This window comes from Chamaesiphon sp. VAR_48_metabat_403 (genome assembly GCF_031422475.1).
GTDB lineage: Bacteria > Cyanobacteriota > Cyanobacteriia > Cyanobacteriales > Chamaesiphonaceae > Chamaesiphon.
On sequence record NZ_JANPLS010000307.1, the window covers coordinates 1 to 26,082 of the forward strand.

The following is a 26,082-nucleotide window of genomic DNA, read 5'->3' on the forward strand; positions in this document are numbered from 1 at the left end:
AATGTGGGTTGCTCGAAGTAATCGACGAGTTCCTTGGCGATGTCTATCGGTACGGGACAGTGACGATGTTTGGTGCCTGTCGCGGGATCTTGAATCCAGGCACCTTGATAGGCAATGATGGGCATATCTGCTGCGATTTCCTGATGGAATCGTAATGCAGATTTGTACATTCTACCTGTGGCAATACCAACGCGGATACCTCGATCTCGAACGGCTTGAATTGCTTGTTTGACTTTGGTACTGACTTGATTCGATTCTCCCGCGATCGTGCCATCAATGTCTACGATTAGGAGTTTGATTTCGGCGGTGGATGATGACATGGTTGCAGTTGTGTAGATCTGAAGCCAGGTATCAGCCTACCATATTCGACTTCTGAAAGAAGTTAAGGAATAGGGGATAGGGAATAGGGAAGAACCAGCTCCGCCAAAGCTGTCAGGTTGTTTAGGACAGAATGCGGATTGTAGCAGTTTTATTTTTAAAAACCACCATTAGATCTAATCTCAATTTTCATAATGAGAATTACTGGTGAAATCTCTTTTGTCCCCCAGTCTCCCAGTCTCCCCGTCCCCCACCCCCGTCTCCCTAAAGCCGAAATTAGATAGTAGCAGTGGTGTCAGTAGCAACGAGCATGGGTAAGGTGAGCTGATAACCGCAGCCGTTGACAAGCCGAGTAATCTTACCAGAATGTGAGGCAGCTAGGCTCTGACTGAGCGATAAACCCAAGCTGATGCGAGGATCTAAATCGATTTGGGGATTATTTAAGGTAGTATCTGCGGGAAAGTCGAGATCTGCGAGTATTGCGTGCGGATCGTTGGTGACGATTTTAATTTGTAAGGTATTGGCTAATTTAGTAACTCGAATCGCAATTTTGCGCTCGATCGCACTGGCATGAATTAAACTCAGGCACAGATAATAAATAATTTGGCGCACTTTATCTTTATCTAGTAGCCACATGCTCGCGCTCGTCGGATCGCTACTATCTAAAAGATCGGCACTTTTGACGAGATCTAATTTAATTTTTTGCTGTTTTTTTTGCGCTAGTGGCTCTAAACTTTGAAGTGCTAGTTGACACAACATTTCTAGATCTGCCGATCTCAAAGTGAGTTGGTGAGGTTGGCGCGGTTCGTTACCAGTAGCCGAGCCGACGAATCCACCTAAGAGGGAAATTTCATCGACGAGTGTGACTAACTGGTTACCGCTCTGGTGAATGATGCCTAAATAATCTTTTTGCTTGGTTGTTAAAGTGCCATAAATTTCTTGCTGTAAGACACTAGCCATCCCCAATACCGATGTCAGTGGGGTGCGGAGTTCTTGGGCTAGGTGAGTTAATAATTTACACTGAATTTCGCCTTGAAGGTGTGAATCTAGTAATGTCGGCGACTGGAAATCGGGAGCGTGGAGCGGGGTAGATCGATCGTATTCAGCCGCAGCACGAGCATCGTCAAATCCGGTTGTGGCTCGATATTGTAAGTTGCCAATCCAGTGATTGAGTTGCGCTTGACTTAATAATTTACGCTCGAATTCACTAGCGACTAGGCGACTGACGAGCCGGAGCAGATCGATTTCAAGATCGCCAAATTGACGCGCGCTAAAATCTAAAATGGCAATCGTGCCCAACCTGTCGCCAGCAGCGGTGACAATGGGTAAGCCTAGATAAGCTTGTAATCCATGCACCCGCAATAATGATGACTGCGATAATTGAGGATGTTGGCGAAAATCTGGAAACAGCGAGCCGTTATCATTCCCGATCGTCCGATCGTGACAGTAGTCTATCCCGGCTAATTCTAATTGTAAATTAGGTCGTTCTGGTAAGGCTACAAGCTTCTCTAAACCTGCGATTGCACCAATTTGATACCCAGACCCCGCAATCGCTGTCAGGATGGCTACAGGCGCATTTGCCAGCCGAGCCGCCAGCGCAGTTGCTTCGGTAAAAATCGGCATGGCTTGGGATTGCTCGATGCTCAATTCACTCGCGATTTGCGAATGTGCTAGCGATTCTCCAGTGGAGCGGGCTTTCTGCCAACGAGACCTAGTTTGATGATTTGATGGATGGTGTAGGTCTTGGTCTAAATTGAGCATGGGACAATTGCCCGGAATGGGATAACTAAATTTCTGCCGATTCGATCGATAAGATGTGGTCTATATCTAAAATTCCCACTCCAGCAGTCGATTGCAACATTTACCCAAATTTACGGAATCACCATCGCGCTAGCTGTAGTAGTTTTCAAGATTACTTCCAACTAGAAATTATGAAATCCTCCCTCGTATCGGCTAGTTTACTCGCGGTGGCTACATTATCTGCTTTAGTTACGCTCCCAGCTCGTCAAGCTAGTGCCCAATGCATCATGAATGACACAAATATCCAGATGACTATCAGCGGTTCTCGCACACCAACCGAGCGCACTAACAATGTCTCTCAAAATTCTACTGGCGGTTGTGTGGGCAACACAATCAATACTACTAACGTTCAAAGTAACGTTGGTGGTACTGCTCCAGTTCGTCAAAACCGTCAAAGCAGCCAGACTATTAATGGTACCAATGACAGTCCAACTGGAATTAATATGGCTCCACTCAAGTTCAAGCAGAGCGTACAGGTAGACGTATACAATGCCGCAGATACTCTCAAGCGTTAAAGGCATGACGGCATTACTAAGGTTACACTGACAATCTCAAGAGTCGAATTATAGTGGGATAGCATCCGAATGCTAATCGAGCAGATTTCTATCCCACTTAGGCGGCGAATTTTAGATTTACTCAGTTAACTCTTCTAACTCGCGATCGATCTCAATTTCAGATTTTAATGCTGTTTGACTATCTCGTAATTTCCTTTTTTCAATCTGTTGACGATCGCTTTTTAATTGTTTCGACCACGAATGGTTGTCTGAGTCGAAGTGCATATTTGATTCTGCAATCCGCGAACCTCGGTGAATCATGATGCCATTGTAATAACAATCTGCATATCCACAATCGTGCTTTGAGTATATTCCAAAGTTACGATGTTTGATTCTTTTATCCTTGAGAATTTTTTCTTGATTGGTGCGAACGTTTTCCCATAGTTGCCGTTTGTCTGCAACGGTCAATGTTTCACCCAGTGTCGATACTTGAATATAGGTATCGGGATCTTTGAGTTGTAAAAACTCAAAACTTTTAATAAATCGATTGTGTGCTAATCCTCGGATGGCAATTTTAGCATCGAGATCTAGTTTATCGTTTTCGACGATCGATCGATACAAGCCCAATACGTTAAAATCGGTGTACTTTTGATGGTTTTCAATTATCCTTACATATTCCGAATAAGTTAACTGACTGAATTTAACACCGATTTTCATTCTTACACCTCAATTACTAATATACTAAAATAATTTTATTTGGTTTGTGGGAATTGAGGTCTAAATATTTTGAACCGCAGAGGGCGCAGAGAAAGAAAAGAAAAAATCGCTTCTCGGTTAGGATTTCGATCTGGTAGATTCGGTTGCTAGTTGACTCAAGAATTGGAGAGATTTGACAATATAGTTACCACAAACATGGGGTGAACTTTGATAAAAAGCACTCCAAGCAAATGATTTAAACCGCTCGTAATTAGCTGACTCAAAGGCAGTACGATCGAATTGAGTAGAATTAGCTTTTGGTAAATCTACATCCAGCCAAGCCAATCGCACGGCGTGACCGATTAAAACATCCAACACGATATATTCGGCAATATTTAAAGCTGGGTTGCGTTCGGATAATGCGGCTAATGCCATTAAAGCTTCAATGTTTAGCTGTCGATATTCTGGTGCGACAATTTTATTGAGTAGATGTTCGATTCGGAGGGCGAAATTTTTCTCGCCTGGTGTCATTTCTGATAAAATTACTTCACTATCCAACCGATTGCGCTTTTCTAGTTTATCGCCGATCGTTAAACCTTTGCAATGTTCTAAAAGTCTCCAAACACTGGGATAAAAATCGCGATCGACTCTTGCGATCGTACCATCTTTACGACGTTGATATCGCCAATCGATCGGGGGTGTTGCTGGCGAGTCGTTCGAGAAAACATCGACAGCATTGACCACCCATTCGATCTGATTTTGAGATTGATTTAAGTGTAATGATTCTTGCTGAAAAACGGTATTTCCTAAGCCTTGATAATCGGTAAGCACTTGATGGAGCCGAGTTTGAATTTCAAATGGACTCAGTTGCATCAGTTTTTCGTAAGCTTCATCTTGGGTGATTTTTAGTTCGATCGCTAGTTCGCTAGTAAGCAATAAAATTAAGTAGCCGACGCGGAGGGTCAGCAATCCTTTGACTAAGGTGGGTTGAGATTTAATTAATAAACCCAGATAGATAATAATCTCTTGTGTCAATACCCGATCGCGAATATCTTCACGACAGAAATTATCGATTTTATCCATAATTTCGGTATGCGACATCGGGCGATCGATCGACGCAGCCTCGCTGTAAGCCATCCCAACTGTCAGTTGCTTACCACCGATTAAAATATCCGTTACCGCGTCGGAGAGACTAATCTCGACCTTATCTAGCAAACCCGCAGCATAACGGACGATCGCCCAATGCGGACGATTGCTAAAGTTGCCTGCTTTGAAGTATACTTCATTAAGCAGATCGGCGATCGTAACTTTTACTTTCGGGCCGCCGAATCCGGTGTTAAATTCGAGTTTTTTGAGTTTAGTAAGCGTATGTAAAAGTTCGATTTGTTGATAAAGATTATTAGAACCTCTAAGTTGGTGTAACAATACCTCAATCCGACTCTCTGCTTCGAGTAAGAATTCTTGATTGCTAGTTAACGGTTGATTGCGATCGGCAGCATAAGCAAGATAATAATGTTGTGGTAATGATGGATCTACAGTAGTCGGCTCGAATTTAAATTGATGCAGATTATCGATCCGTTCGATCCCAGCAGTTAGTTTTAATTGGTTGAGATGTCCCAATCGAATTGGCACGGCATTACATTTACCTTGCTTGAATTCGGCAATTAATTCTAATAATGGCGATGCAAATTGCTGTCCTTGAAACTCATCTTGACCTTCTTGCAATAACGACTTGGTTAATAATAGCGTCATCGTCGGTCGTCCCAACTGCGTCCACTGCTCGCTAATGTAAGCAATTTCTGCTTTAATTTGCGAGATTAAAAAGTGATAATCGAAGGTTAAATAAAACTGTTGGCGATCTAAGAATGCAGGTAAAAAGACGATCGTTTCGCCACGGATATTAAATATTCTCGAAGTAGTCAAACTTCGCAACCGTCGAATCGGACGACCTGTTAAACCAAGTTTATCATTCCGACCAATTTGGGTATATGCTGCGGCTAATTCTGTCGATTGCCTGACTTGAATCGGTTCGATTTGAGCGGGAATTTGGGTGGCAATTCCATAGTCGGCTAATTGTGATTGCAACTCTTCATCTTCGGCAATTAAGGCAATCTGCACTGTTCTACGTCTTTTATTGCCAATTTGAAGATGTCTGCCTAAAGGATCGAGATCCCCTGGTGCTAAAAATCGATCGAACAATAGTTCACCCAGAAAATATAAACTCTGCGCCCAAACTAACGGCAGATTTTCATTAGGCAGTCTAGTTTGTGAATGTGGCTGCGATCGTTCGGCAGCAATTTTAGACTTAGGAACGTAATATAATTCTGGTAATAGTTGCATCCCATCAAGATCGATCGCTATATTAGCCAGTAAATTACGATATTTCTCAATCCCCGCGACATCGCCGCTAAATAAAGCATCTAAATATAAATAAGTAAAAAATAACGGCCATTCACACTCGATCCCCTCAAATTTGAGCAGTTCCTCTGGCTCGTAATGCAAGCGGGTAGTATCTTCTAACACCGTCTGATGTCCGTCGCGTAAAAATCGCTTACAGCCGTACTTACCCTCTAACTTATCGACAATTTTAGTCCGCGTGCGCGCCACTAATTGCGGATCTGTCACGGCAAAAGCTGGGAAACCGATGATACTCAACAACGCTGCATCCGTCTCTTTAGAACTCGATTCCCTCGGTAATAACGAAGCCAACGTCAATCGCGCGCGGGCAATTTCATCTGGTAATACATGAATTACCGATGCCTGCGAACCTCTCGCCCCAAATAAGTCTAAACCATTAATTGCTTCGAGTGCCGCTTTTGCCATCCCGATCGAACTAGCATTTAATTCGACACTACCGTGATTGATTTTATCGCCGCGCTCCCACAAGCCAAAATCAGGAGTCCGATAAGTGCGTCCGATATAATAGACTAAATTTTGGACGAAGTTCACCTCATCGAGCGTGTAAATAGCAGGTAACCCCGATGCCGTCATCTGCGCCAAAATCAGGACAAATAGCGAAGTGGCATCCAATTGTAAATGTCCCCACTCATCATCGCCAACCACCACATCCCCTGTCTGGGTGCTGTACTTGGCGTGAAGCGCATCTAACGGCGATTGAGTCTGTTTGAACTGCTCCACTTTGTCGGCTTGCCGCAGCATACAAAATAACAGCCCTCGCATCAATTTAATAACGCTTTGCTCTAGCTCAAATAATCGTCCCGGTGGTGCATCTACCTTCCGATACGCCAAAGCCAACCCCCACACGGCTAAGATCGTGTATACATTATCTCGCACCCAGGCATCGGTATAATCCCCATGAGCCGTAATTGCCGTACTCGCCGGGAATAACCCCGTAATCGGATTTTGACGACTGAGGATAATCGACTGGATTTGCTGGTAATAGCGATCGAGTTGCCCGGAACGGTTCATGATGTGTGGTAATTGAGAAATTGCGACTAATCCGCCTATCGCCTATATTTTACGCTTTGATGGGCATCCTTGTTCTGTCATTGGCGTAACCAACTGAAGATCGTCGATCTCACACGACTAATGCTGCTCGATGTCGCTTGGACACACAACTTACTACTCAGTTTCTAAAAAATTTGCAAATATTCTCAAAAACTTGCCATTTATAAATTTATTCGTTACATTAGTTTATATAGACGGTTACGAAACTTTACACCACCAAAATCTAAACCCATGCAAGCTAAAAAAGAAGAACCGAAAGTTGGTTTTGTACCTTCATCAGAACTATTAAACGGACGTTTGGCAATGCTCGGTTTCGTCGCCGCAGTTGTCACCGAACTCGTTACCGGACAAGGTACTCTACATTTCTTGGGATTAATGTAATCTCTGTTACGAATATTATCTTAAAGACTAGCCGTTCGCAAATCTATTCGTTACATCAGTTTCCCTACGCAGTCATAAATATTCATACATACTGGAACTAACATCATGCAAGCTAAAAAAGAAGAACCGAAAGTTGGTTTTGTACCCTCTTCAGAATTATTGAACGGACGGTTGGCAATGATTGGTTTCGTTGCAGCCGTTGTTACCGAATTAGTCACCGGGCAAGGTACGCTACACTTCTTGGGACTAATGTAATTTTCGCTTCAACCTCAATCGATTTTATTAAAGCTGGGCATTACCCAGCTTTTTTCGTTCCAGATTGCCAGCAAACAATTTAAGATCGTAAAGACCGATTTATCACCATCCGACTCAAATCGAGCCATGCAGCCTCCAGTTTTACCAATTGCCAAAGATGAATATAACGATAACCTGCTCGATCGACTATTCATTTGGTTATTTTCTCACAAAATGTCGCGGGCACTGGGATCGAAGACCACAATCGTTGGCTATGCAGGCTTTGTAGATTTATCGAAACAAATCATGCATGGGCGCAATCCTCAACAGCAACAAGTTATCGTTGCGAAGGTGTTGCAATCTTTAATACCTGTACCAGTATTATGGGCGATTCGGACATTTTTTGCACCCACGCGGCTAGTCTGTGTACTTAATGCTTGGTTTGCCGCTCGAATGTTTGAGTGGTTGGTAGGATCTTGTGAAGTAGCCGAGGCGGAAATCGACTTACCAGACGGAACGGTTAGAGTTCAACCTTCTGCCGTACAGATTAAAAAATGTCGCTATTTAGCAGATAGCGGTTGTGTGGGGATGTGCGTAAATATGTGCAAAGTCCCCACGCAAGATTTTTTTACCGAGAAGTTTGGCATTCCGCTGACGATGACACCCAATTTTGAAGATCTTAGTTGTCAGATGATCTTCGGCAAAATGCCGCTCGCCCCTGAGTTGGATAAAGATTACACTCAGCCCTGCTTGAGCTTACAATGCCCTACTGCGGCAATTAGTACCGCTCCTTGTCCGCAATTATAGAAACCATTTGAGATATTTTTAGATCCTGGAGGAGGAGGGTGGGTTTTGTGTACCTACGGTAGGCTTCGCCAACGATATCGAACATTAACATCGACATTAAATTGCATTGTCTTGTCGCGCTCAACCTGGAGGAAACCTCCAGAGCGCGCGCCGCAAACCCACCCCTACAGATTAGACAAATAGATGACGCATTTTTTACACCAACCGTAGGGATCTTAAATGGGTTCTATAATTTCAGAGCGGGAAGTGAGTAATAATCCTAACTGCTGATAAATATCATCGTTAACTGTAGCTTTGAGCGATTTACTCAAGCGGTTCTTTTTTTTTGCAGACTGCAAACAGCTATCAGTCGGACATAAATAAGCCGAACGTCCGTGCATTAAAGTATTACCGAGATCGATCGCAATTTTTTTAGAAGGGTGACATTTTACGGCTCGCAAAAATTCATGTTTAGCTGCAATTTTGCGACAACTAATACAACGACGATCGTTTTTAGCTGCTTTTGTTTTTATGACTCGTTCTGAATTGCTAATATTTGATTCGTTCATTACCAATTACAATTTAAGTGTAAAGTGATGGCTGGTAATTTCCATCCGGTGAGTTAGATAAAAGCGATGTGCGGCAAATCGCTGGACACCCGAATCTAGAGTCAATTGTTGGCAATTACGATCGCGAGCATAGTCTACCAACCAATTAAATAATACCGTGCCATAGCCCTGCGATCGATTCCCAGATTTACTGACCAGATCGTCAACATAGAGAAATTTACCCCAAGCTAAAGATTCAGAAATTCTAAAGCCAGCTACTGCTAATACTAGTTCATCAACTTGAAGATAGGCAAGTTGATAGTTAAATTGTTGTTGCTGTCGCTGGACTTGGGTGACAAAATCCGTGAGTTCTAAATGCGATCGCAATTCTTTAATGACTGGAAAACAATCACTAATTTCCCGCTCGGATTTGGCAATTAAGATGCGATCGCTCATTTATTTTTATATTCTGCTCAGTTCTCTGACTCCCGCTACGTCTCTCCAGATTAACGTCAGCACTGCTGCTACCATCAGCGGCAAGTTCAGTATTCTATCCCTCATTCCGAGTTGGCGATAGTATTTCTCTTGTGCTAACACTGCTGGCGTGAATAGCTGTTCTAATTGTGCTGCTACCACTTCATCTTCCATCATCGAGCGTTGCTGTCGCTTGGCGTGGTCACGATTTGTTGTCCGCTGTCTTGTCGCACTTGTATGGGCGGAAAACCCGCCCACAGTGCGCCGCTTTTTGGGCGTGTGTCAAACTCGGTTCTAACTCTGTGCTAGTCCGAGTTTGACATTTTTTCTTTCTCCCTTTGACAAACCTCGGTTTTTCTTAACTTGTCACGAATCGGGAAACCCGACGGTTTAGCGAAAAGTGCGCCGCAAGTAGAGCACCTTTTCAAGACAAGCGAAACAAGACATTGCCCCTACCTCTTGTTTCAACCTTGGGGCTATTTATACGTCCGAACTTTCTGTGGCACGGGCGGGCGATTCTACATCCAGTTCTGGATCTAGATTTTCTGAGTCACCGCGTTTTAAACTAAGTTGGTTGATGAGTGAGATGACGCTAGTAGCTCGATCGAATGATTTATCTTCAACAAAAATTACTGTTGGGGTACGTCTGAGCCGAACTCTTTTGCCTAGCTCGCTACGGACATAGCCAGTAACAGCTTTGAGTCCTTCCATCGTCTCGGCGCGAACTTCGTCGCTGCCGTAGATACTGACAAAAATTTTGGTGTGCTGGAGATCTCCAGCTACATCTACAGCCGTGACGCTAACCATCCCTGCACCAACCCTGTCATCTTTGATATCAAAGAGGATCATTTGACTGACTTCGCGCTTGATTAATTCGGCGACACGCGACACGCGACGAGTATTAGTCATAAATTATATTAAATCTTTAAAAATAGCGACTCAAACTTAGACGACAGGAGTAAGTCCTAACATCGCTTTGAGTGTCAATGCTACGGTCATAAATACTCCCACCAAAAATCCTACAAGTGCGACGGCAGTGACAGGACGTTTCCACAATGGTGCTAACCATCCAAATGCAGAGATGAAAATACCAAGGATAATGGTAACAAAGTAACTTGGGTATCGTCCGATGTTGCTAAAAAAATCACCAAACATTACAATTTCGATTGTGTTAGCGGACAGCAACTATTATAACCGAATGTCCACTAGTGTGCTGGGGGATTGAGTTAAATTTTAAATCGTACCTTTATGCAGCCTAAATTTGCCGATGAATTGGCTTGGCAACAAGCAGAGTTTCTGATGCAACCGATTTATATTCGCATTATCGATCGCATTCGTCAACAGTCAGAGACTTCGACATGGCAAGTCAGCTATGAAGAAATCAGAGATCCACACCCGATTAATTATTTATGTCTTAAATCTGCCAATCGACAATTAAAGTTTGATATTTGGGATTTGTGTTATCAGGTGTGTTTTCTCGATTATGATGGCAGTCATAGCGAAATTGAAAGTCAAATCGTAGCAGTAGATACGAGCCTAATTGATATGGAAGCACAAACTCCCGATTGGCATCGATTGGATGAAAAAGCTAAAAATGTAGTTGCTAGAGTATTTAATAACTTGCCAACCTAACGTTTTAAAACCGTTGCCGATCGAGTTTGCATTTCGACAAGCTCAATGACCTCCTACGCTAATATATATGGAAAATACTAATTTAAATAACTTGCAGACATTATTACATGCCGATCGATTCTCCACCGGAGATGCTACGCCAACAGGTGCGGCTCTTTATAATAGTTCTGAATGGGGGAAAATTATTGTGAGCGATCGCGACAGGTTGCGTTTTTTACATAATCAAAGTACGGCAGATTTTGAAAAGCGGCAAGCGAGTGAAGTTTGCGATACGGTATTTATTACTTCTACAGCGAGAACGATCGATCTAGCAACAGCATTAATTTTAGATGATGAAGTGTTATTGATCGCATCGCCGACTCGTCGTAAATATTTATTTGATTGGTTAGATCGCTATATCTTTTTTGCCGATCGAGTTAAATTAACAGATGTTACCGATACATTAGCTAGTTTCACCTTAATGGGTGCGGCAAGTACCGAAATATTGGTGCGATTGGGTTGCCATAATTTGACAGATTTACCTCAAGCTAGCCATCAATTATATGCGATCGAGGGAATGGAAATTCGGATCGCGAATGGGACTGAATTGGGACTACCAGGATATCGATTAATTTGCGATCGCGATAAGTCGTCAACTTTACAACAAGCTCTCACTAATTTAGGTGCGATGATTGTTGATGAAAATGCCTGGGAATGCCTGCGAATCGCACAAGGTAGACCGAAACCCGATGCGGAGTTAACGGAAGATTACAACCCCTTAGAGGTGGGTTTATGGGATACGATTTCTTTTAGTAAAGGTTGCTATATCGGCCAAGAAACGATCGCCAGACTCAATACTTACAAGGGAGTCAAACAATATTTATGGGGAATTAAGCTAGCAGGGAATATCCCAGTCGGTACGGCAATTACCGTTGCTGGTGAAAAGGTTGGCGTTTTGACTAGTCGTACTGAAACCGAAGCTGGAATTGTGGGATTAGGTTACGTGCGATCTAAGGCTGGTGGTGCGGGGTTAAAAGTAATGTTAGGCGATATGGAAGGTGAAGTTATCGATTTGCCATTCGTGCGACATGAATATCCAGTAATGGGTGGATAGCGAAAGTATCGCCCATAGATGTTTCAAATATCTACGCAATCGATCGCGTTAAATGACGGTTGCCATTGATATTTTTTGAGATCGATGCGATTGCCAGATTTGAATTCGATTCCTTCTCCTTCTAACAAAGTTTTTTGTAAATAATCGCCACCACATCTTGCAATCGAATAAGAAATTTCGCCTTTAGCATTTACGACCCGTTGCCAAGGAATATCCGATGCAATCTCGACTCGAAATAGCGCGTAACCGACCAATCTGGCTTTGCCGTACAGACCAGCGAGTTCGGCAACATGTCCATATGTAAGTACCATGCCAGAGGGAATTTTTCTGACTACACGATAAATTTTTTGATATTTAGAAGATCGATCGGTCATGGGAATAATAATTATGGTGTTGCTGGATCCATATATGATTGATTCACAAAATAGGAGATCGCAAAAACCCAACATCGACACGAGTGAGTGGTGTGAATGTTGGGTTGGGATGCGTTCGACAAAATTGTCCGAACTGATTATCTTCTGGTGCGATTGGGTAAAGCTAGTTGCGGTCGATCTACAACCACCAGATCGGTTGGTACATCTTGCAATAATACCTCACGGATCAAACGAGCTGCCATTCTTTGGGTTAAGCCGCTGGCAATTTTCTGACCGAAAGATTGAGTTTCTGATTTCATTAAAATTTGCGGAATCCGGGGTAAAACTATCGCCGGATCGAAGCCTTTAGTCTGCTGTAAGATACTCCAAATCCGTTGGATGTTTCCTAGTCCCTCCGATAACTGTTGAGTGTTAGCTGGGGGTGTGGATACCTTGATGCCGATCCCTTTTTGAATTGCGTGGGTGACATTTTGGAGGGTATTGCTACCGAAATTATCTAAACCTCGGACGATTTCATCAGCAAGATAGTCGCGAATGAAGGTACCACGATCGGAGAGAATAAAATCTAAGGTTTGGTCGATAACTTGGTTGAGATCGTATTCGTCGCTGCTGCGGGCATTGTTGAGCAGATTCTCTAGGCGATTCCAACGAAAAGAACCATCTTTAAATAATAGTTCTTTGAGTGAGTTTCGTAAATCTGGTGCGGGATCTGTCAATAATCGTTTAGCAACATACGGATAGGCTTTAGCAAGAACTTTAAATTCAGGATCGACAGAAATCGCGATTCCTTCAAGGGTTGCTAGCGATCGCAGTATCAATGCATAGTAAGCTGGAACTTGGAATGGAAACTCGTACATTACGCCCGATAATTGGTCGGTAACACTCTTAAAATCCATATCTGCAATATTCGTCCCAGCTTCACCCAAAGAGCTGTTGAATACATAAGATATAGCTGGAATAATTGGCGTTAAATCTGTATCTGGAGTCAGAAATTCTAATTTTACAAAATCTCGCCCTAGCCCATCAAAATCGCGATTGACTAAATGCACGATCGCTTCTACTAAACCATACCGTTGATATGGTTTAACTTGGCTCATCATTCCAAAATCTAGGTAAGCTAACTTACCATCGGGAGTGGCAAGCAGATTACCAGGATGCGGATCGGCATGAAAAAAACCATGCTCTAATAATTGTCGGAGCGAACATTGTACCCCCACCTCAACTAAATAAGTAGCATTGAGTCCTTGTGCGGATACGGCTTCGAGATTGGTGAGTTTCGTCCCGGTAATCCACTCCATTGTCAAGACGCGTCTGCCTGTATATTGCCAGTAAATGCTCGGTACGTAAATATCTTGCATACTGCCGTATAACTCGGCAAACTTTTCAGCATTTCGACCTTCATTCTCATAGTCCATTTCCTCGAAAATGCGCTCGGCAAATTCATCGACGATCGATACTAAATTACTGCGGATTTGTTTGAAATTTGTTTGCGCCCAAATTGCTAAAGTGCGGACTACATGTAAGTCTAGAGTAATACTATCGGCTAACCCCGGACGTTGAACTTTAATAGCGACATCTTCACCGCTCCAAAGCTTACCTTTATACACTTGCCCTAACGAAGCAGCCGCGATCGGTAGATCGCTAATCTCAGCGTAAATTACTTCGGGTCGATCGCCTAATTCTTCTTCAATAAATTGATAGGCAATCTCATTAGAAAAAGCTGGAATATTATCTTGTAATTGTGCTAATTCTTCTAGAAATTGCGGCGGGACTAAATCGGGGCGTGTAGAGAGTGCCTGACCGATTTTAATATATGCAGGCCCCAGTTTGGTCAATAGCCGCCGAATTTGGATAGCACGTTTGCCGAGATTTTGTTTGGATTTATTCGTAACTTTATCCAACCATAAACCTAATGCGAAAGTAACAATCGGTAATAAGATATTAATAAACCGAGCGAATACTTTCAGGGGTTGACTGCTATAGTACTGCGCGATCGCGATCGGATCGTAGCCCAACCAAGTACCGTCTGTAATTTCTTTGACGCGTCTAGAGTTCACAACTTCTGCATCAGCCACTAGTTCGGTGGATACGGCTGCTACTGACTCGTGAGCGGGAGCATCGGCTCGATTCATCTCTGGTGCAAACTGACTAGAAGGTGTGGTGTTCATGAGGTAATGGTATTTAGCCCTGTTAAGTATTGTAACAATTTTGCGAACTACCTGGGGATAATATCTATTTTACCGCCACTAGATGATTAAAGTCAGTGGGTTCTCCCGATCGGGAGGGATCGGAATTCCGGCTGACTGGAGTGCGTCTACAGCCTGGGAGTTTGGAAATTCTAGAGATCGGACTTCCGGCCAAAGTTAGGGAATAGGGAATAGGGTTCTAAGTGAAAAGCCCGCCTAAGTAGTACTAAATCTCCTAGTACCGATCTGACGGACTTTCCTTAATGTTCTTTACTCGGATAGCGGATCTGTCAATATAGTTTCAATCGATAGCTAGTAATTTAGGCTATTTACCAGTACTTTTTTCTAGTTCTCGTTCGCTTCTTTTGGCTACATCTGGATACATCTGACCGAATTCTTTGATGGCATCTGCGGATTGTTCGCCAATGCGTTCGAGTCGTTCGCCCGGTTTACCTTTGACTTCGCGCGCCTGCTGTTGCCATTCCTTGGTCGTTTTAGGTCGATCGGGATTTTCTTGATGTACCATTCGATCGATCTTGTCGATCGTTGCCTTGCTAGCCCGATCGGGCGATACGCTAGTGTTTAATAAGATAAAGCCGATCGTAACTACCGATAAAAATTGCCGGACTCGTACCTGTTTAAACCAGTTGCTGATTTGAACAAATATTCCAAAAATTGAATTTAGCATTTTACTTTTTCAATTGTCGATCGCAGAAGCTTTTATAAATTTCTGCTGTGAATTATCATTAATAGTAGCGATAACTATGGCAAGTATTTCTCTGCCATTTGGCAGAGAATTTAACTGGCAATTGGAATTGTCGGCCAGCGATCGATCTGTCCATCGGGTTTGAGAATAACTTTGATACAGCTTTCTTGTTTATGTTTAAAGATTTCGTAGGCGTGCGGGGCTTGCTCCAGAGAGAGAGTATGAGTGATGATAAATGTCGGATCGATATCACCGTTTTGCACCCGATCGAGTAAAGGTTGCAAATACTTATGAACGTGTGTCTGTCCCGATTTCATCGTCAAGCCTTTATTCATAAACGCACCCATCGGGATTTTGTCAACGAAGGCATTATAACCACCAGGTACAGAAACGCTACCACCTTTACGGACAGCGACGATCGCCTGACGTAGTGCAGTCGGGTTATCGGTTTCGAGCTTAACTGCCATCATCGCTTTGTCGTAGAAGCCTTCTAGCCCCATCCCGTGCGCTTCCATGCCGACAGCATCCATCGCCGAATCGGGGCCGCGTCCGCCCGTCATTTCTTTGAGGGCTTCACCGACTTCAATTTCTTCGTAATTGAGGATATCTGCCCCGCCAGCCTTAGCCATTGCCAGCCGTTCGGGGACGCGATCGATCGCAATAACCCGCTCGGCACCGAGCATAAAGGCACTGCGAATCGCAAATTGACCCACGGGGCCACAACCCCAGATCGCGACGGTATCTCCAGGCTGAATATTACAGTTTTCGGCGGCCATATAGCCAGTGGGAAAAACATCGGTAAAGAATACTACTTGCTCGTCAGTTAAGCCATCGGGAATCTTAAATAAACCGACATCAGCAAACGGCACGCGGGCATACTCCGCTTGACCGCCAGCATAGCCACCCAACAGATGCGAATACCCCATTAGCCCCGCTGGCGAGTGACCCATCACTTTTTCTGCCAGCCATCCATTGGGGTTGGAGTTGTCGCACAACGAGGTCATTTCCCGACTGCAAAAGAAGCAGGAGCCGCAGGAAATCGTAAATGGGACGACTACGCGATCGCCAATTTTGACATTAGTAACTTTACGACCTAGCTCAACTACCTCGCCCATGAATTCATGACCGAGGATATCCCCTTTTTTCATGGTGGGGTTCATGCCGTTATATAAGTGCAGATCGGAACCACAAATCGCGGTGGTAGTAATTTTGATAATTGCATCGCGCGGATTGAGGATTTTGGGATCTGGGACTGTCTCTACCTGAATTTTATTGGTACCTTGCCAGCAAACTGCTCTCATCGTCATTAGTCCTCAATTGGTGATTAGTGGTGCTGAATTTGGAGCGACTCGATCGTTTTGGATATGCGGCATAGATCTACCCACCCCGCATCAAATCAATCGACTCCGCTCGATTAACTCCGTCGCCCGCAGGATTGACCCTCGGTAGTCGCAATTTCCCCCGTCTCCATCAGCATCTTGAATCGACGGAGGTCGTCACCGACTTGCTGTTCGGGATTTTCGCCAAATAGTGACGCGATCGCGGCAGTCACACCACCGCCAGGGACGCTATACTCTAATACCACCTTGACTTCAGTACCCCGCCCAGCAGGTGCGGCTTGGAAGCGGACGAAGCCCGAATTTTCGACTGTGGCTCCGGGCAATGATGCCCAGCTAATGAGCTGGTTTTCGAGATCGTTAACGACTTCGGCATCCCACTCGACACTATTACCTAACGGTGCGTTTGCCACCCAATGCGATCGATTGGTGCTATTCATCACCGTTACCGATTTGAGGTGCTTCATGAATGTCGGCAGGTTCTCAAAATTGTGCCAAAATTGATAGAGTTCTGCGGCTGACTTATTTTGAATCGTCACAGTTTTTTCCACCCGCAGCGGCTTATCTAAGCCCGTTGCGGCGGTGACTGTATCTTTCAAACTCTTTTGTCCAGCGACACCGTGATAGGCTAGAGTGCCACCTGCGATCGCCGTTAAGGCACCGCGCAAGGAACGTTGGCTCAATCCCGATAACACTAGGGCACCGCCCGTAATCAGCGAACCCCACCGTTCGGTATCGCTAAAGTTTTCTGACGAATTACCAGTATTACTCGATTTATTTTCCATTTTTATGACCTTTTAGTTAATCCTTAAAACCGATCGACTTCTCACTAATCCAAATCTGGCAACAGGTTAGCAACAATCAGAGCTAATGCGCCCAAACCCGCAGCAGCACTCCATTTAACCGCCGGATGCAGATCGAACCAATCCAAGAAACTAGGAATAGTTTTATCTGTAAAGTCGCCAGTCGTCGTGCTGTAACCTTCGATCGGTTCAAATAAGTTATTGGGGTCGTCTGCGGCTTTAACTGTATTGGTGCGTTGTCCGGGAATTGCGATCGCCCCAACCAGCGTATCGACTAAATCTGGCGCAATTTTTTGGAGGAAATCTGCTACTCGTCCGACATCACCGACAATCATGTCGCGGGTGGGATGTTCGGCAGCGTGCAGGATCGCATCGGCAACTAATTTGGGTTGATAGTAGGGCGGAACTCCCGTTGGTTTGACACCCAATTTCGTCCGCGCCTTGTTATAAAAGGGCGTGTTAATTACCGAGGGGAGAATGTTGGTAATACTAATCGGAAAGCCCTCATACTTGAGTTCCGCTCGCAGCGCATCCATAAAGCCTTCTAGACCGTGTTTAGATGCCGAATACGAGCTTTGGAGCGGCATCGAGCGACGAGCTTCTACTGAAGAAATTGTAATAATCGCCCCCCGTCCCGTCTGTCTGAGCAAAGGCATCGCCACCATCGCGCCATAAACTGGCCCCATCAGATTGACCTCAATCACCCGCTTAAACTCTTCAGGTGTCACTTGCTCGAACGGAGCAATTATGGCTGTAGCAGCGGCGTTTACCCAAGTATCTAACTGCCCGAACCTGTCGATCGTTTTAGCAGCGATCTTCTGCACCTGCTCGAAATCCGCTATATCAGCAGGAACCGCGATCGCTTCTGCTCCTAAATTGGTTATTTCCTGTACTAATGATGCTAATCCTGATTCAGTCCGCGCTGAAACCACTAACTTTGCCCCTCGCTTGGCGAACTGGAGAGCAGTTTCTCGTCCAATCCCACTAGAGGCACCCACAACAGTAACAACTTGTTGCTCGATTGGTTTGAGTTTCATTTGGAGTTAGATTTTGATACACAGTCATCTTAACTAATCCAAATCCCATCTCCCTTCCCTCGCAAGATGGAGATGTAGTATCTACCTTTAGACAGATAAAACTTCGATCTGGCTTTGTTATTACTATAAAGATAGTTCAAACTACTCGCCAATTATTTAGTTGGTAAATCCCCCCCTATAGCCGCTAAAATATGACATCAGATCGCTCGGACTTGGGAAATCAGGCATTGAGTAAAGTGGCAGAAATTGGCATCACTAGTCAGTTAGATGCAGTTGAAAATATTGATGTTGATATTCGTACCGATCCGGTAAAACTGATTCAAGGAAAAGTAGATTCGGTGGTCATCTCTGGACAGGGACTAGTGATGAAACAAGATCTCCGGATGGAAAATATTACGGTCAGCATCGATCCGGTATCAATTAATCCGCTGAGTGCCATTCTAGGCAATATCGAATTCACACATCCTAGCGATGCTGAAGCGATAATGGTCTTGACTCAAGCCGACCTCAATCGGGCATTTAGTTCTGACTATATGCAAACCAAATTGCATGGCTTGAAAATCGAAATGGACGGGCAGCCAGTGACGATCGATGTCCAGCACGCCACGATCGATCTTCCCGGTGAAAACAAGTTAGTCATCGCTGGTGACTTCACAATTAGAGAGCAACCAGAACTAAAAAAAATATCTGCAACGGCGATTCCCGCAGTTGAAGCAGATGGCAATCGGATTGCTTTAGAAATTTTAGCTGCTGAAGGACAAGGTTTAAATCTTCGACTAGTTATGGCGATGTTCGAGCAATTAATCGCTTTATTAGATATGCGAAACTTCAACATTCCAGGCATGTCTTTTCAGTTGCATAAATTAGAAGCACAAGCAGGAAAATTAGTAATTCATGCCAAAGCTCAAGTTGCCCAAATTCCATCGATGTAGCTACTAGCAATCGAAAATTCACTATCCACTATTTATTACCCATTAAATCATGACTCAAACACCAAATATTCCCCCCTTTATCGAAAGCAATGAAAGCGATTTGCGCGATAGTGGCATTCCTAGTACCGTCGCAGTTGCCAAGCACCCACTTCATCCGTTAATTGTGACATTTCCGATCGCCTTTCTATCGGGTGCCTTTGGTGCAGATGTGGGTTATTGGTTGACAAACGATCCATTTTGGGCGCGGGCGGCAATCTGGCTGATCGGAGCTGGATTTAGTGCTGGTATTGTCGCCGCGTTGACAGGAATGCTAGATTTCTTGAGAATCGATCGCGTCAAAAAGTATAGTGCTGGCTGGATTCACATGTTTGGTAATATTACGGCTCTGACACTAACATTAGTTAACTGGCTCTTGCGCTGGAATAATGTTGAAGGAGCAATCTTACCTAAAGGGCTGATTATTTCGGCAATTGTGGCATCGTTACTCGCCATTGGTGGCTGGTTTGGAGCAGAACTAATTTATCGCCACAAAATTGCAGTGATTGGTACTAGCGATCGACACGAACCATAATTGAAAGTAGTGCTAACTTAGGACATTCTCGACTAGACAACCACATCTAGCTAAATATATTATTAATATGCATTAATGATGTGTGTTTTTAAGATGTCGTTAAATAGTAAATCAATCGATCGGCTCTCGACATATCAGGGTGGCTGTCATTGTGGCAAAGTTCGCTACCGAGTTGAACTCGAAAAACTAGCAGCCATTGACTGTAATTGTTCGATTTGTAATAAAAAAGGTTTTCTCCACATTATCGTTCCCGCAGCGCGATTTACCCTAATCCAAGGAAGCGACGATCTGAGTACCTACACGTTTAATACTGGCATCGCCAAACATCACTTTTGTCGTCACTGCGGTATTCACGCCTTTTATCGACCACGATCGCATCCAGATGGTTATGATATAAATCTCCGCTGTCTCGATGACTATCCGATCGACTTATTTGAGATTACCACCTTCGATGGTGCCCATTGGGAAGACCAAATCGATCGCATTCAAGATAAGTACAGTTGAGACTAGCCTTCAACTTACCCGATCGAACCAATGTTAGCAGTCAGCTCTAAATCGACCATTACAACATTAGCAAAATCTTACCATCCGCTCAGTGTAGCCCCCATGATGGATCGTACCGATCGTCACTGTCGGTACTTTTTGCGCCAAATTAGTCGCCGCACCTTGCTATATACCGAAATGGTTACCAGCATGGCGATTTTACATGGCGATAAACAAAAACTATTAGGATTCGACAAATCCGAACATCCGATTGCATTACAAATCGGTGGCGACAACCCGCAAGACTTAGCTAAATGCGCCCAAATTGCCGCAGAATTCGGCTACGACGAAGTAAATCTCAACGTCGGGTGTCCTAGCAGTCGCGTCCAAAATGGCAACTTTGGAGCCTGTCTGATGCTCCAACCCGAACTCGTCGCCGAATGTATCGCGGCGATGACTGGTGCGACGACATTACCCGTTACCATCAAACATCGGATCGGGGTGGATGAAGTCGATCGGTATGAAGATCTGGTAAGATTTGTCTCGATCGTCTCTGGAAAAACAGACTGCGCTCGATACTCCGTTCATGCCCGCAAAGCCTGGTTGCAGGGCTTGAGTCCTAAAGAAAATCGCGAAGTACCCCCCCTGCGATATGAAAACGTGCATCGGCTCAAACGCGATTTTCCCCACCTCTCGATCGAGATTAATGGGGGCTTTACCAGTCTAGAGCAAGTCCAAACTCAGCTTCAATTTGTCGATGCAGTGATGATCGGTAGAGCTGTTTACGATAATCCTTATCTGCTAGCATTAGCAGACCGAGAGATTTATGGCGAAGACGATCTCCCGCCGAGCCGCCATCAAATCGTTAGCGCGATGCTCCCGTATATCGAAACCTGGATGAGTAAAGGCTGGAGATTAAATAGCATTACCCGTCATATGTTGCAATTATTCCACGGACGATCGGGGAGCCGGATCTGGAAGCGACTAATTACCGAGCAATCGGTATTACCCGGCGCAGGTGTGGAAGTTGTCGAACGCGCTCTGGCGGAGGTTCCCGATGTGTGAGGGGGATGGGGGACTGGGCGTAAGATAAAGCTACGTTCGTCACCCGCCCGCGACTGAAGTGCGGGCTAGCGGCTCAAGTCCACTGAAGTGGACTGTCAGATTCTTTAGTCCACTGAAGTGGACTTGAACTGTTAGCCTGGGGATTCATCCCCAGGTGGTGCCCAAACGAAGCTTTTCGTTAAACTGTCGGGAAACAGAGGCTCAGTTTAGCATCCGTAAAATCCTCATTACTCCCATAGTAAAATGGCGGATGTCGATCGCACAAAGTCGCCGACATAATAGAGATCCAGCTATCTATCCCCCGATTTTAGGAGCCGCTAAATTGTCTACGATCGATCCTCGACTTACAGCCGATAAAGATAATTCGATCTTCAATTCGATCGAGCGTATTTTAGCCAAAGCAATTGCAGATCGGAGTTCGCATATCTACTTTGAACCGCAAGCTCGTTCGCTCCAAATTAGAATTCGTCAGAATGGTGCTTTGCAAACAGCACTCCAGAATTTACCCGATAATTTTGTCGCTCCGACGATCGATTATCTTAAATCTTTAGCTCAAATCGATCGAGATTTATTTGCACCACAAATCGGTAGATTCGAGAAAGTTGCTAATCTCGATCGGGTGCAAATCGAACTTACCACTTTACCGACTCAATTTGGCGATAGTGTCACTCTTAAAATCACTTATCCTCAGCACCCACCGCTAGCTCTAGAACGATCGATTCCCAATCGGGAGGTATTCGAGCAAATCGAGCGATTGATTCATAGCGATCGAGGTTTGATCTTAATTGTTGGCGAAAAAGCTAGTGGTAAATCGACCACAGTTTATGCCAGTTTAGCCGAAATTCAGCGATCGGATCGGCTAATTTATGCGATCGATCGGCAGTTAAAATATACCGTACCGGGTATCGAACAAATTACCATTTTACCTGATGCTAATGATGAGACAATCTCGCAGACGATCGATACTTGTTTATGCCAGCAGCCCGACGTACTAGCCATCGGCGAAATCGATAGTCTGTCGATCGCTCAAGCGGCTCTACGCGCTGTCTCGCGCGGTTGTCTGGTATTTGCGACTGTTTCTGCTGCTACCGCAGGTACGGCGATCTCCAACATCCTCGCACTAGGTATCCCCGCAGCGCAGCTTTACACCGCCACGATCGGCATCATCGCTCAAAAATCGCTCAAACAACTCTGCCCGGATTGTCGGCTGCCTGACGAGCCAGAGAGCCGTCAATTAGCCCAACTCGGTAGTACGATCCTCAGTCTCAACGAGCAGCGATCGTATTATCGCGCCAATAATTTGAGTGTGAGTCAGATCGAACGGGCAAAACAAGCAGGTACGTTATGTAGTAATTGTCGGGGTGTTGGTTATTGTGGGACGATCGATATTCACGAGGTGTTAATTACTATCGATCGACTCAAAGCGACAATTTTACATGGAGATGCCGAAGCGATCGATTTAGCCGCTCAGGAAATGGGAATGCGATCGTTTTTAGACTTGGGTGTCAAACTTTTCTGTGAGGGCAAAACGACTTTTGCGGAAGTCAAACGGTGCATTCCACCGAGGATATTATTACAAAATCAGCTTCTGGCTGCCGATACTTATCCCAATAGCTGCGAACTAAATATCGATAACAGCAATAGCTTAGAAACTACTTTGTACTGGAAGAAACAAGCGATCGCCGCCCAAACCGATCGCGAACAGTTATTAAAAGAATTAGAGAATTATCAACAAGAGTCCGACGAATTCGAGCAGCGCATCAAACAAAGTCGATCGCAAGTAGAACACGGTACTCGTGCCGAAATTGCCCTCCAATTATTATCAGTTATCGATGTCATCGAACTCGCCCGTACGTCGATTAAACCCCAAACCGATCGCGAGGCTGCCATTCAAAAAGGTTACTCGATGTTAGAAACTAAAATGCTATCGAGTATCAAAGAAATCGGCGTGCGCGTTACCGAAAGTAAAGGTCGTAAATTTGACTCGCATTTACATGAAGTCGTGCGAGAAGTCGGCACTCACGAACACCCCGCCGGAACCGTCATCGATGAAATTAAGCGCGGTTACACGCTCGGCGATCGCGTCTTACGGCTAGCACAGGTACAAGTCGCCATTGCTTCTAGTTTGCGGTAAAGTCGAGTAGGGGCAATTCTACCCGATTGACTGCACAAAAACTCTAATTAGTCAATAAAAACAGTCTAAATTTTTATGAACCCATTTCTTGGTAGTTATGAGAAATCTGGTTTAGATTAGACGAACTTAGATCTAGTTTTTTTATATTTAATTTTATGACTACTGGCGATTTATCTAGTCCAGAAATCAGTCGAAATTACGGCTATAGTAAAACTTTACCCAAAGTTAAACTACTCACCATCGTCCGGCTGGGATTATTCCAGATGGGGCTGGGGATGATGTCGGTGATGGTATTTGGCGTACTCAATCGGGTACTAATTAAAGAATTAGCCGTACCGAGTACGATCGCAACCATCATTTTAGCCTTAACATTGTTTGTTGCTCCAGCTAGAGTAATCTTCGGGCAACTTTCTGATACCAAACCGTTATTTGGCTATCATCGGACTGGTTATATCTGGCTGGGAGCGGCGGGACTGGCGATTAATGCGATAATTGCTGTGCAGGTAATGTGGCAATTAGGCGCGAGTCTCAAGCTAGCTGGTTGGACGTTAGTAACTTACGGTTGGGCGGGTTTATTGGGGCTGATCTTTGCCCTATATGGCTTATCGGTGAGTATGTGTTCGACACCATTTGCAACTCTATTGGTAGATATTACCGATGAAGAAGATCGATCGAAAGTAGTCGCGATCGATTGGTCGATGTTAATTGGTGGTACGATCGTCGGGGCAATTACGATCGGCGTTTTGCTCAAGTCATTAACAATCGATGCCACGATCGTGCAGGTTCAAGCTCAAATTAATCGCCTATTTTTAATTATTCCCGCACTAATTTGTATCTTAACTGTGGTGGCTACCTGGGGAGTCGAACAGAAATATTCGCGATTTACCCGTCGGGCAAAAATATCCTCAGCAGATTCGCAGTTATCATTAGGGCGCGCTCTAGCTATTCTCACAGCCAGTCGCCAAACTCAAATATTTTTCACCTTTCTAGTAGTAATGACGCTCGGATTATTCATTCAAGATCCGATTCTAGAAACTTATGGTGGTGATATTTTCAATCTCCCCATCGGTCAAACGGCTTCTCTAAATGCTTATTGGGGTGGCGGAACTCTGCTAGGATTGAGTGCGGCGGGCTTCTTGTTTATCCCCAAGTTGGGCAAACAGAAAACAACCAGGTTAGGTTGTATGCTAGTGGCGGCATCGATGCTCTGGGTAATTGTCGCAGGCTTAACTCAAAAGGCAGTTTTTCTCCAATTAGCTCTACTACTATTTGGGATGTGTTCGGGATTGGTAACGACTGGTTCGATTTCGATGATGTTAGATTTAACAGTTCCCGAAAGTGCTGGCACATTTATCGGTGCGTGGGGATTATCGCAAGCTTTAGCCAAAGGTTTGGCAACCATTATCGGCGGTACAGGGTTAAATATTGGTAAGTTAATATCACCAAACCTGATGGTTGCTTATGGCTTTGTGTTTAGCCTCCAAGCTCTAGCAATGGTAATTGCCGTATCTTTACTTGACAGAGTTAACGTCCGCGAGTTTCAGAATAGTGCTAAAGATACCATTACAGCCGCGATCGCTGCTGATGTCGATTAGACTGATTTCAAAAATTAAGGTAGGGGTAATTCATCAAGCTAAAAGACACATCCCCGACTTCTCTGAGAAGTCGGGGATGTTTGCATAATGATGAGGTAATTCATAGATTACCCCTACCCAAAGTAGAATTGCCAGTTATGCCTAAATTGTTTCTGCTGTTTGTTCCTTAATTACCGCACTCCAATTATCCTCAGTCATCGCTTTGGCAAAATGCTCCCGCTTTTGCTCGTCGGTAATTGCGGCTGCATCTAATTCCCGACTCAATGCACTATCCGCCATCGCGCGGCGCAGTTTGAGTTTTTTCTCCTCATAAGCCGCTTTTTCCGACTCCGACATCGCCGCTTTGGCAATTTCGCCCACAGTCGTCGCCCACACGCCACCCTCACCAGTATTTCCCGGCGGTACTGTCTCTAACTCAGCAATCCACGCATCGCGCAAACTTTCCATTTCTTCCCGCTTAGGAAACTTAAATACCTGCACCCGTACCGCCGCACACACATCGCTCCCATGCTCGGCGAGATGCCCCTTGAGCGAGGTCAAAACATTGCGCGAGTATCCCACGTATTGAGTTCGATCGGCACTGTCTAGCACGGCATATACCCCAGCCACACGCGCATTTTCAGCTAGTGCTTGCCACTCTGCTAGCGGCAGAATGCTATCGTTATCCAGGTTTAATTGAGGCTGTGCTGTCGTGACGGCATGTTCGTCAGCCGCACTGTAGAGGAAATCGTGCAAACCCTGATGGTTAGCAGGCACATTTTGATGCTCGATTTGTAGATCGGGTGTATTTTCCACGATTGTCAATTCCAGATGAAGAAGCTAGCCACCATTGTAGACGCTCATTAGATAAAGGCGATTCAAAATTCACATTTTTTCAGACCATTATCTGCGACTGCAACCGTAAAAGGTATACCAGACTCTTTCGGTTGCCATCC

27 protein-coding genes and 1 pseudogene are annotated in these 26,082 nt (G+C 44.7%); 12 read left to right on the plus strand and 16 right to left on the minus strand.

Annotation, left to right across the window (positions count from 1 at the left end):
• A partial coding sequence (locus RMO79_RS14695) for an HAD family hydrolase (RefSeq protein WP_310483923.1) occupies window positions 1–320 on the minus strand: 320 nt, incomplete at its 3' end.
• 274 nt (window positions 321–594) lie between these two features.
• Entirely contained in the window at window positions 595–2,079 is a 1,485-nt protein-coding gene (locus tag RMO79_RS14700) for a histidine kinase dimerization/phospho-acceptor domain-containing protein (RefSeq protein ID WP_310483924.1), read from the minus strand.
• A 170-nt stretch (window positions 2,080–2,249) separates the two neighbouring features.
• Here RMO79_RS14700 and RMO79_RS14705 point away from each other — a divergent pair, with 170 nt between their 5' ends.
• The gene (locus RMO79_RS14705) at window positions 2,250–2,633 is read left to right on the plus strand and encodes a hypothetical protein (RefSeq protein ID WP_310483925.1); all 384 of its coding nucleotides are present in this window, start codon (window positions 2,250–2,252) and stop codon (window positions 2,631–2,633) included.
• Between the two features lie 117 nt (window positions 2,634–2,750).
• Here the strand turns inward: RMO79_RS14705 and RMO79_RS14710 are convergent, their stop codons facing one another.
• Entirely contained in the window at window positions 2,751–3,329 is a 579-nt protein-coding gene (locus RMO79_RS14710; RefSeq protein WP_310483926.1) for a hypothetical protein, read from the minus strand.
• 117 nt (window positions 3,330–3,446) lie between these two features.
• Window positions 3,447–6,737: a glycoside hydrolase family 15 protein gene (locus RMO79_RS14715; RefSeq protein WP_310483927.1), complete on the minus strand. Its 3,291-nt coding sequence runs from the start codon at window positions 6,735–6,737 to the stop codon at window positions 3,447–3,449.
• Window positions 6,738–7,007: 270 nt separating this feature from the next.
• Here RMO79_RS14715 and RMO79_RS14720 point away from each other — a divergent pair, with 270 nt between their 5' ends.
• The 3 genes from RMO79_RS14720 to RMO79_RS14730 all read left to right on the plus strand — a co-directional run bounded on the left by RMO79_RS14720 (window position 7,008) and on the right by RMO79_RS14730 (window position 8,198).
• Window positions 7,008–7,157: a chlorophyll a/b-binding protein gene (locus tag RMO79_RS14720; RefSeq protein WP_396136602.1), complete on the plus strand. Its 150-nt coding sequence runs from the start codon at window positions 7,008–7,010 to the stop codon at window positions 7,155–7,157.
• A 105-nt stretch (window positions 7,158–7,262) separates the two neighbouring features.
• A complete protein-coding gene (locus tag RMO79_RS14725; RefSeq protein ID WP_310483928.1) occupies window positions 7,263–7,412 on the plus strand; it encodes a chlorophyll a/b-binding protein in 150 nt (49 codons plus the stop codon).
• Window positions 7,413–7,538: 126 nt separating this feature from the next.
• Window positions 7,539–8,198 (plus strand): DUF4033 domain-containing protein, encoded by a 660-nt coding sequence (locus tag RMO79_RS14730; protein ID WP_310483929.1) that lies wholly within the window; start codon window positions 7,539–7,541, stop codon window positions 8,196–8,198.
• Window positions 8,199–8,413: 215 nt separating this feature from the next.
• Here the strand turns inward: RMO79_RS14730 and RMO79_RS14735 are convergent, their stop codons facing one another.
• The 5 genes and pseudogenes from RMO79_RS14735 to RMO79_RS14755 form a co-directional block, all read right to left on the minus strand.
• On the minus strand, window positions 8,414–8,746 hold the full coding sequence (locus tag RMO79_RS14735) for a YlxR family protein (RefSeq protein ID WP_310483930.1): 333 nt from the start codon (window positions 8,744–8,746) through the stop codon (window positions 8,414–8,416).
• A 6-nt stretch (window positions 8,747–8,752) separates the two neighbouring features.
• Window positions 8,753–9,181: a GNAT family N-acetyltransferase gene (locus RMO79_RS14740; RefSeq protein WP_310483931.1), complete on the minus strand. Its 429-nt coding sequence runs from the start codon at window positions 9,179–9,181 to the stop codon at window positions 8,753–8,755.
• Window positions 9,182–9,190: 9 nt separating this feature from the next.
• Window positions 9,191–9,376: pseudogene (locus RMO79_RS14745) on the minus strand (IS4 family transposase); the annotation flags it as partial.
• 303 nt (window positions 9,377–9,679) lie between these two features.
• Complete coding sequence (gene rbfA / locus RMO79_RS14750; RefSeq protein WP_310483932.1) at window positions 9,680–10,108, minus strand: 30S ribosome-binding factor RbfA; 429 nt, start codon at window positions 10,106–10,108, stop codon at window positions 9,680–9,682.
• Between the two features lie 36 nt (window positions 10,109–10,144).
• Complete coding sequence (locus tag RMO79_RS14755) at window positions 10,145–10,354, minus strand: DUF751 family protein (protein ID WP_310483949.1); 210 nt, start codon at window positions 10,352–10,354, stop codon at window positions 10,145–10,147.
• A gap of 93 nt (window positions 10,355–10,447) precedes the next feature.
• Between RMO79_RS14755 and RMO79_RS14760 the strand changes: the two genes are divergently transcribed.
• Both RMO79_RS14760 and RMO79_RS14765 read left to right on the plus strand, forming a co-directional pair.
• A complete protein-coding gene (locus RMO79_RS14760) occupies window positions 10,448–10,831 on the plus strand; it encodes a hypothetical protein (RefSeq protein WP_310483933.1) in 384 nt (127 codons plus the stop codon).
• Window positions 10,832–10,898: 67 nt separating this feature from the next.
• Window positions 10,899–11,924, plus strand: coding sequence for a folate-binding protein (locus RMO79_RS14765; protein WP_310483934.1), 1,026 nt, complete (start codon window positions 10,899–10,901; stop codon window positions 11,922–11,924).
• A gap of 23 nt (window positions 11,925–11,947) precedes the next feature.
• Here RMO79_RS14765 and RMO79_RS14770 read toward each other — a convergent pair whose 3' ends face one another.
• From RMO79_RS14770 to RMO79_RS14795, 6 genes are all read right to left on the minus strand, one after another.
• Window positions 11,948–12,298 (minus strand): MGMT family protein, encoded by a 351-nt coding sequence (locus RMO79_RS14770; protein ID WP_310483935.1) that lies wholly within the window; start codon window positions 12,296–12,298, stop codon window positions 11,948–11,950.
• A 137-nt stretch (window positions 12,299–12,435) separates the two neighbouring features.
• A complete protein-coding gene (locus RMO79_RS14775) occupies window positions 12,436–14,466 on the minus strand; it encodes an AarF/ABC1/UbiB kinase family protein (protein ID WP_310483936.1) in 2,031 nt (676 codons plus the stop codon).
• A gap of 343 nt (window positions 14,467–14,809) precedes the next feature.
• Complete coding sequence (locus RMO79_RS14780; RefSeq protein WP_310483937.1) at window positions 14,810–15,172, minus strand: hypothetical protein; 363 nt, start codon at window positions 15,170–15,172, stop codon at window positions 14,810–14,812.
• Window positions 15,173–15,282: 110 nt separating this feature from the next.
• A complete protein-coding gene (locus RMO79_RS14785; protein WP_310483938.1) occupies window positions 15,283–16,491 on the minus strand; it encodes a zinc-dependent alcohol dehydrogenase in 1,209 nt (402 codons plus the stop codon).
• A 113-nt stretch (window positions 16,492–16,604) separates the two neighbouring features.
• Complete coding sequence (locus RMO79_RS14790) at window positions 16,605–17,312, minus strand: SRPBCC family protein (protein WP_310483939.1); 708 nt, start codon at window positions 17,310–17,312, stop codon at window positions 16,605–16,607.
• Window positions 17,313–17,356: 44 nt separating this feature from the next.
• Window positions 17,357–18,367: an SDR family oxidoreductase gene (locus RMO79_RS14795; RefSeq protein WP_310483940.1), complete on the minus strand. Its 1,011-nt coding sequence runs from the start codon at window positions 18,365–18,367 to the stop codon at window positions 17,357–17,359.
• A 191-nt stretch (window positions 18,368–18,558) separates the two neighbouring features.
• On the opposite strand from RMO79_RS14795, the gene RMO79_RS14800 reads away from it, so the two are divergent.
• The 6 genes from RMO79_RS14800 (at window position 18,559) to RMO79_RS14825 (ending at window position 25,147) form a co-directional block, all read left to right on the plus strand.
• Window positions 18,559–19,299, plus strand: coding sequence for a DUF2993 domain-containing protein (locus RMO79_RS14800; RefSeq protein WP_310483941.1), 741 nt, complete (start codon window positions 18,559–18,561; stop codon window positions 19,297–19,299).
• A gap of 49 nt (window positions 19,300–19,348) precedes the next feature.
• Complete coding sequence (locus tag RMO79_RS14805; RefSeq protein WP_310483942.1) at window positions 19,349–19,870, plus strand: DUF2231 domain-containing protein; 522 nt, start codon at window positions 19,349–19,351, stop codon at window positions 19,868–19,870.
• 75 nt (window positions 19,871–19,945) lie between these two features.
• Window positions 19,946–20,374, plus strand: a complete 429-nt coding sequence (locus tag RMO79_RS14810) for a GFA family protein (RefSeq protein ID WP_310483943.1) — start codon at window positions 19,946–19,948, stop codon at window positions 20,372–20,374.
• A gap of 30 nt (window positions 20,375–20,404) precedes the next feature.
• Window positions 20,405–21,418: a tRNA dihydrouridine(20/20a) synthase DusA gene (gene dusA, locus RMO79_RS14815; protein ID WP_310483944.1), complete on the plus strand. Its 1,014-nt coding sequence runs from the start codon at window positions 20,405–20,407 to the stop codon at window positions 21,416–21,418.
• A 250-nt stretch (window positions 21,419–21,668) separates the two neighbouring features.
• On the plus strand, window positions 21,669–23,552 hold the full coding sequence (gene grpE / locus RMO79_RS14820) for a nucleotide exchange factor GrpE (RefSeq protein ID WP_310483945.1): 1,884 nt from the start codon (window positions 21,669–21,671) through the stop codon (window positions 23,550–23,552).
• 155 nt (window positions 23,553–23,707) lie between these two features.
• Complete coding sequence (locus RMO79_RS14825; RefSeq protein WP_310483946.1) at window positions 23,708–25,147, plus strand: BCD family MFS transporter; 1,440 nt, start codon at window positions 23,708–23,710, stop codon at window positions 25,145–25,147.
• A 141-nt stretch (window positions 25,148–25,288) separates the two neighbouring features.
• Here the strand turns inward: RMO79_RS14825 and RMO79_RS14830 are convergent, their stop codons facing one another.
• Window positions 25,289–25,942: a GIY-YIG nuclease family protein gene (locus RMO79_RS14830; RefSeq protein ID WP_310483947.1), complete on the minus strand. Its 654-nt coding sequence runs from the start codon at window positions 25,940–25,942 to the stop codon at window positions 25,289–25,291.
• Window positions 25,943–26,082 lie beyond the last annotated feature (140 nt).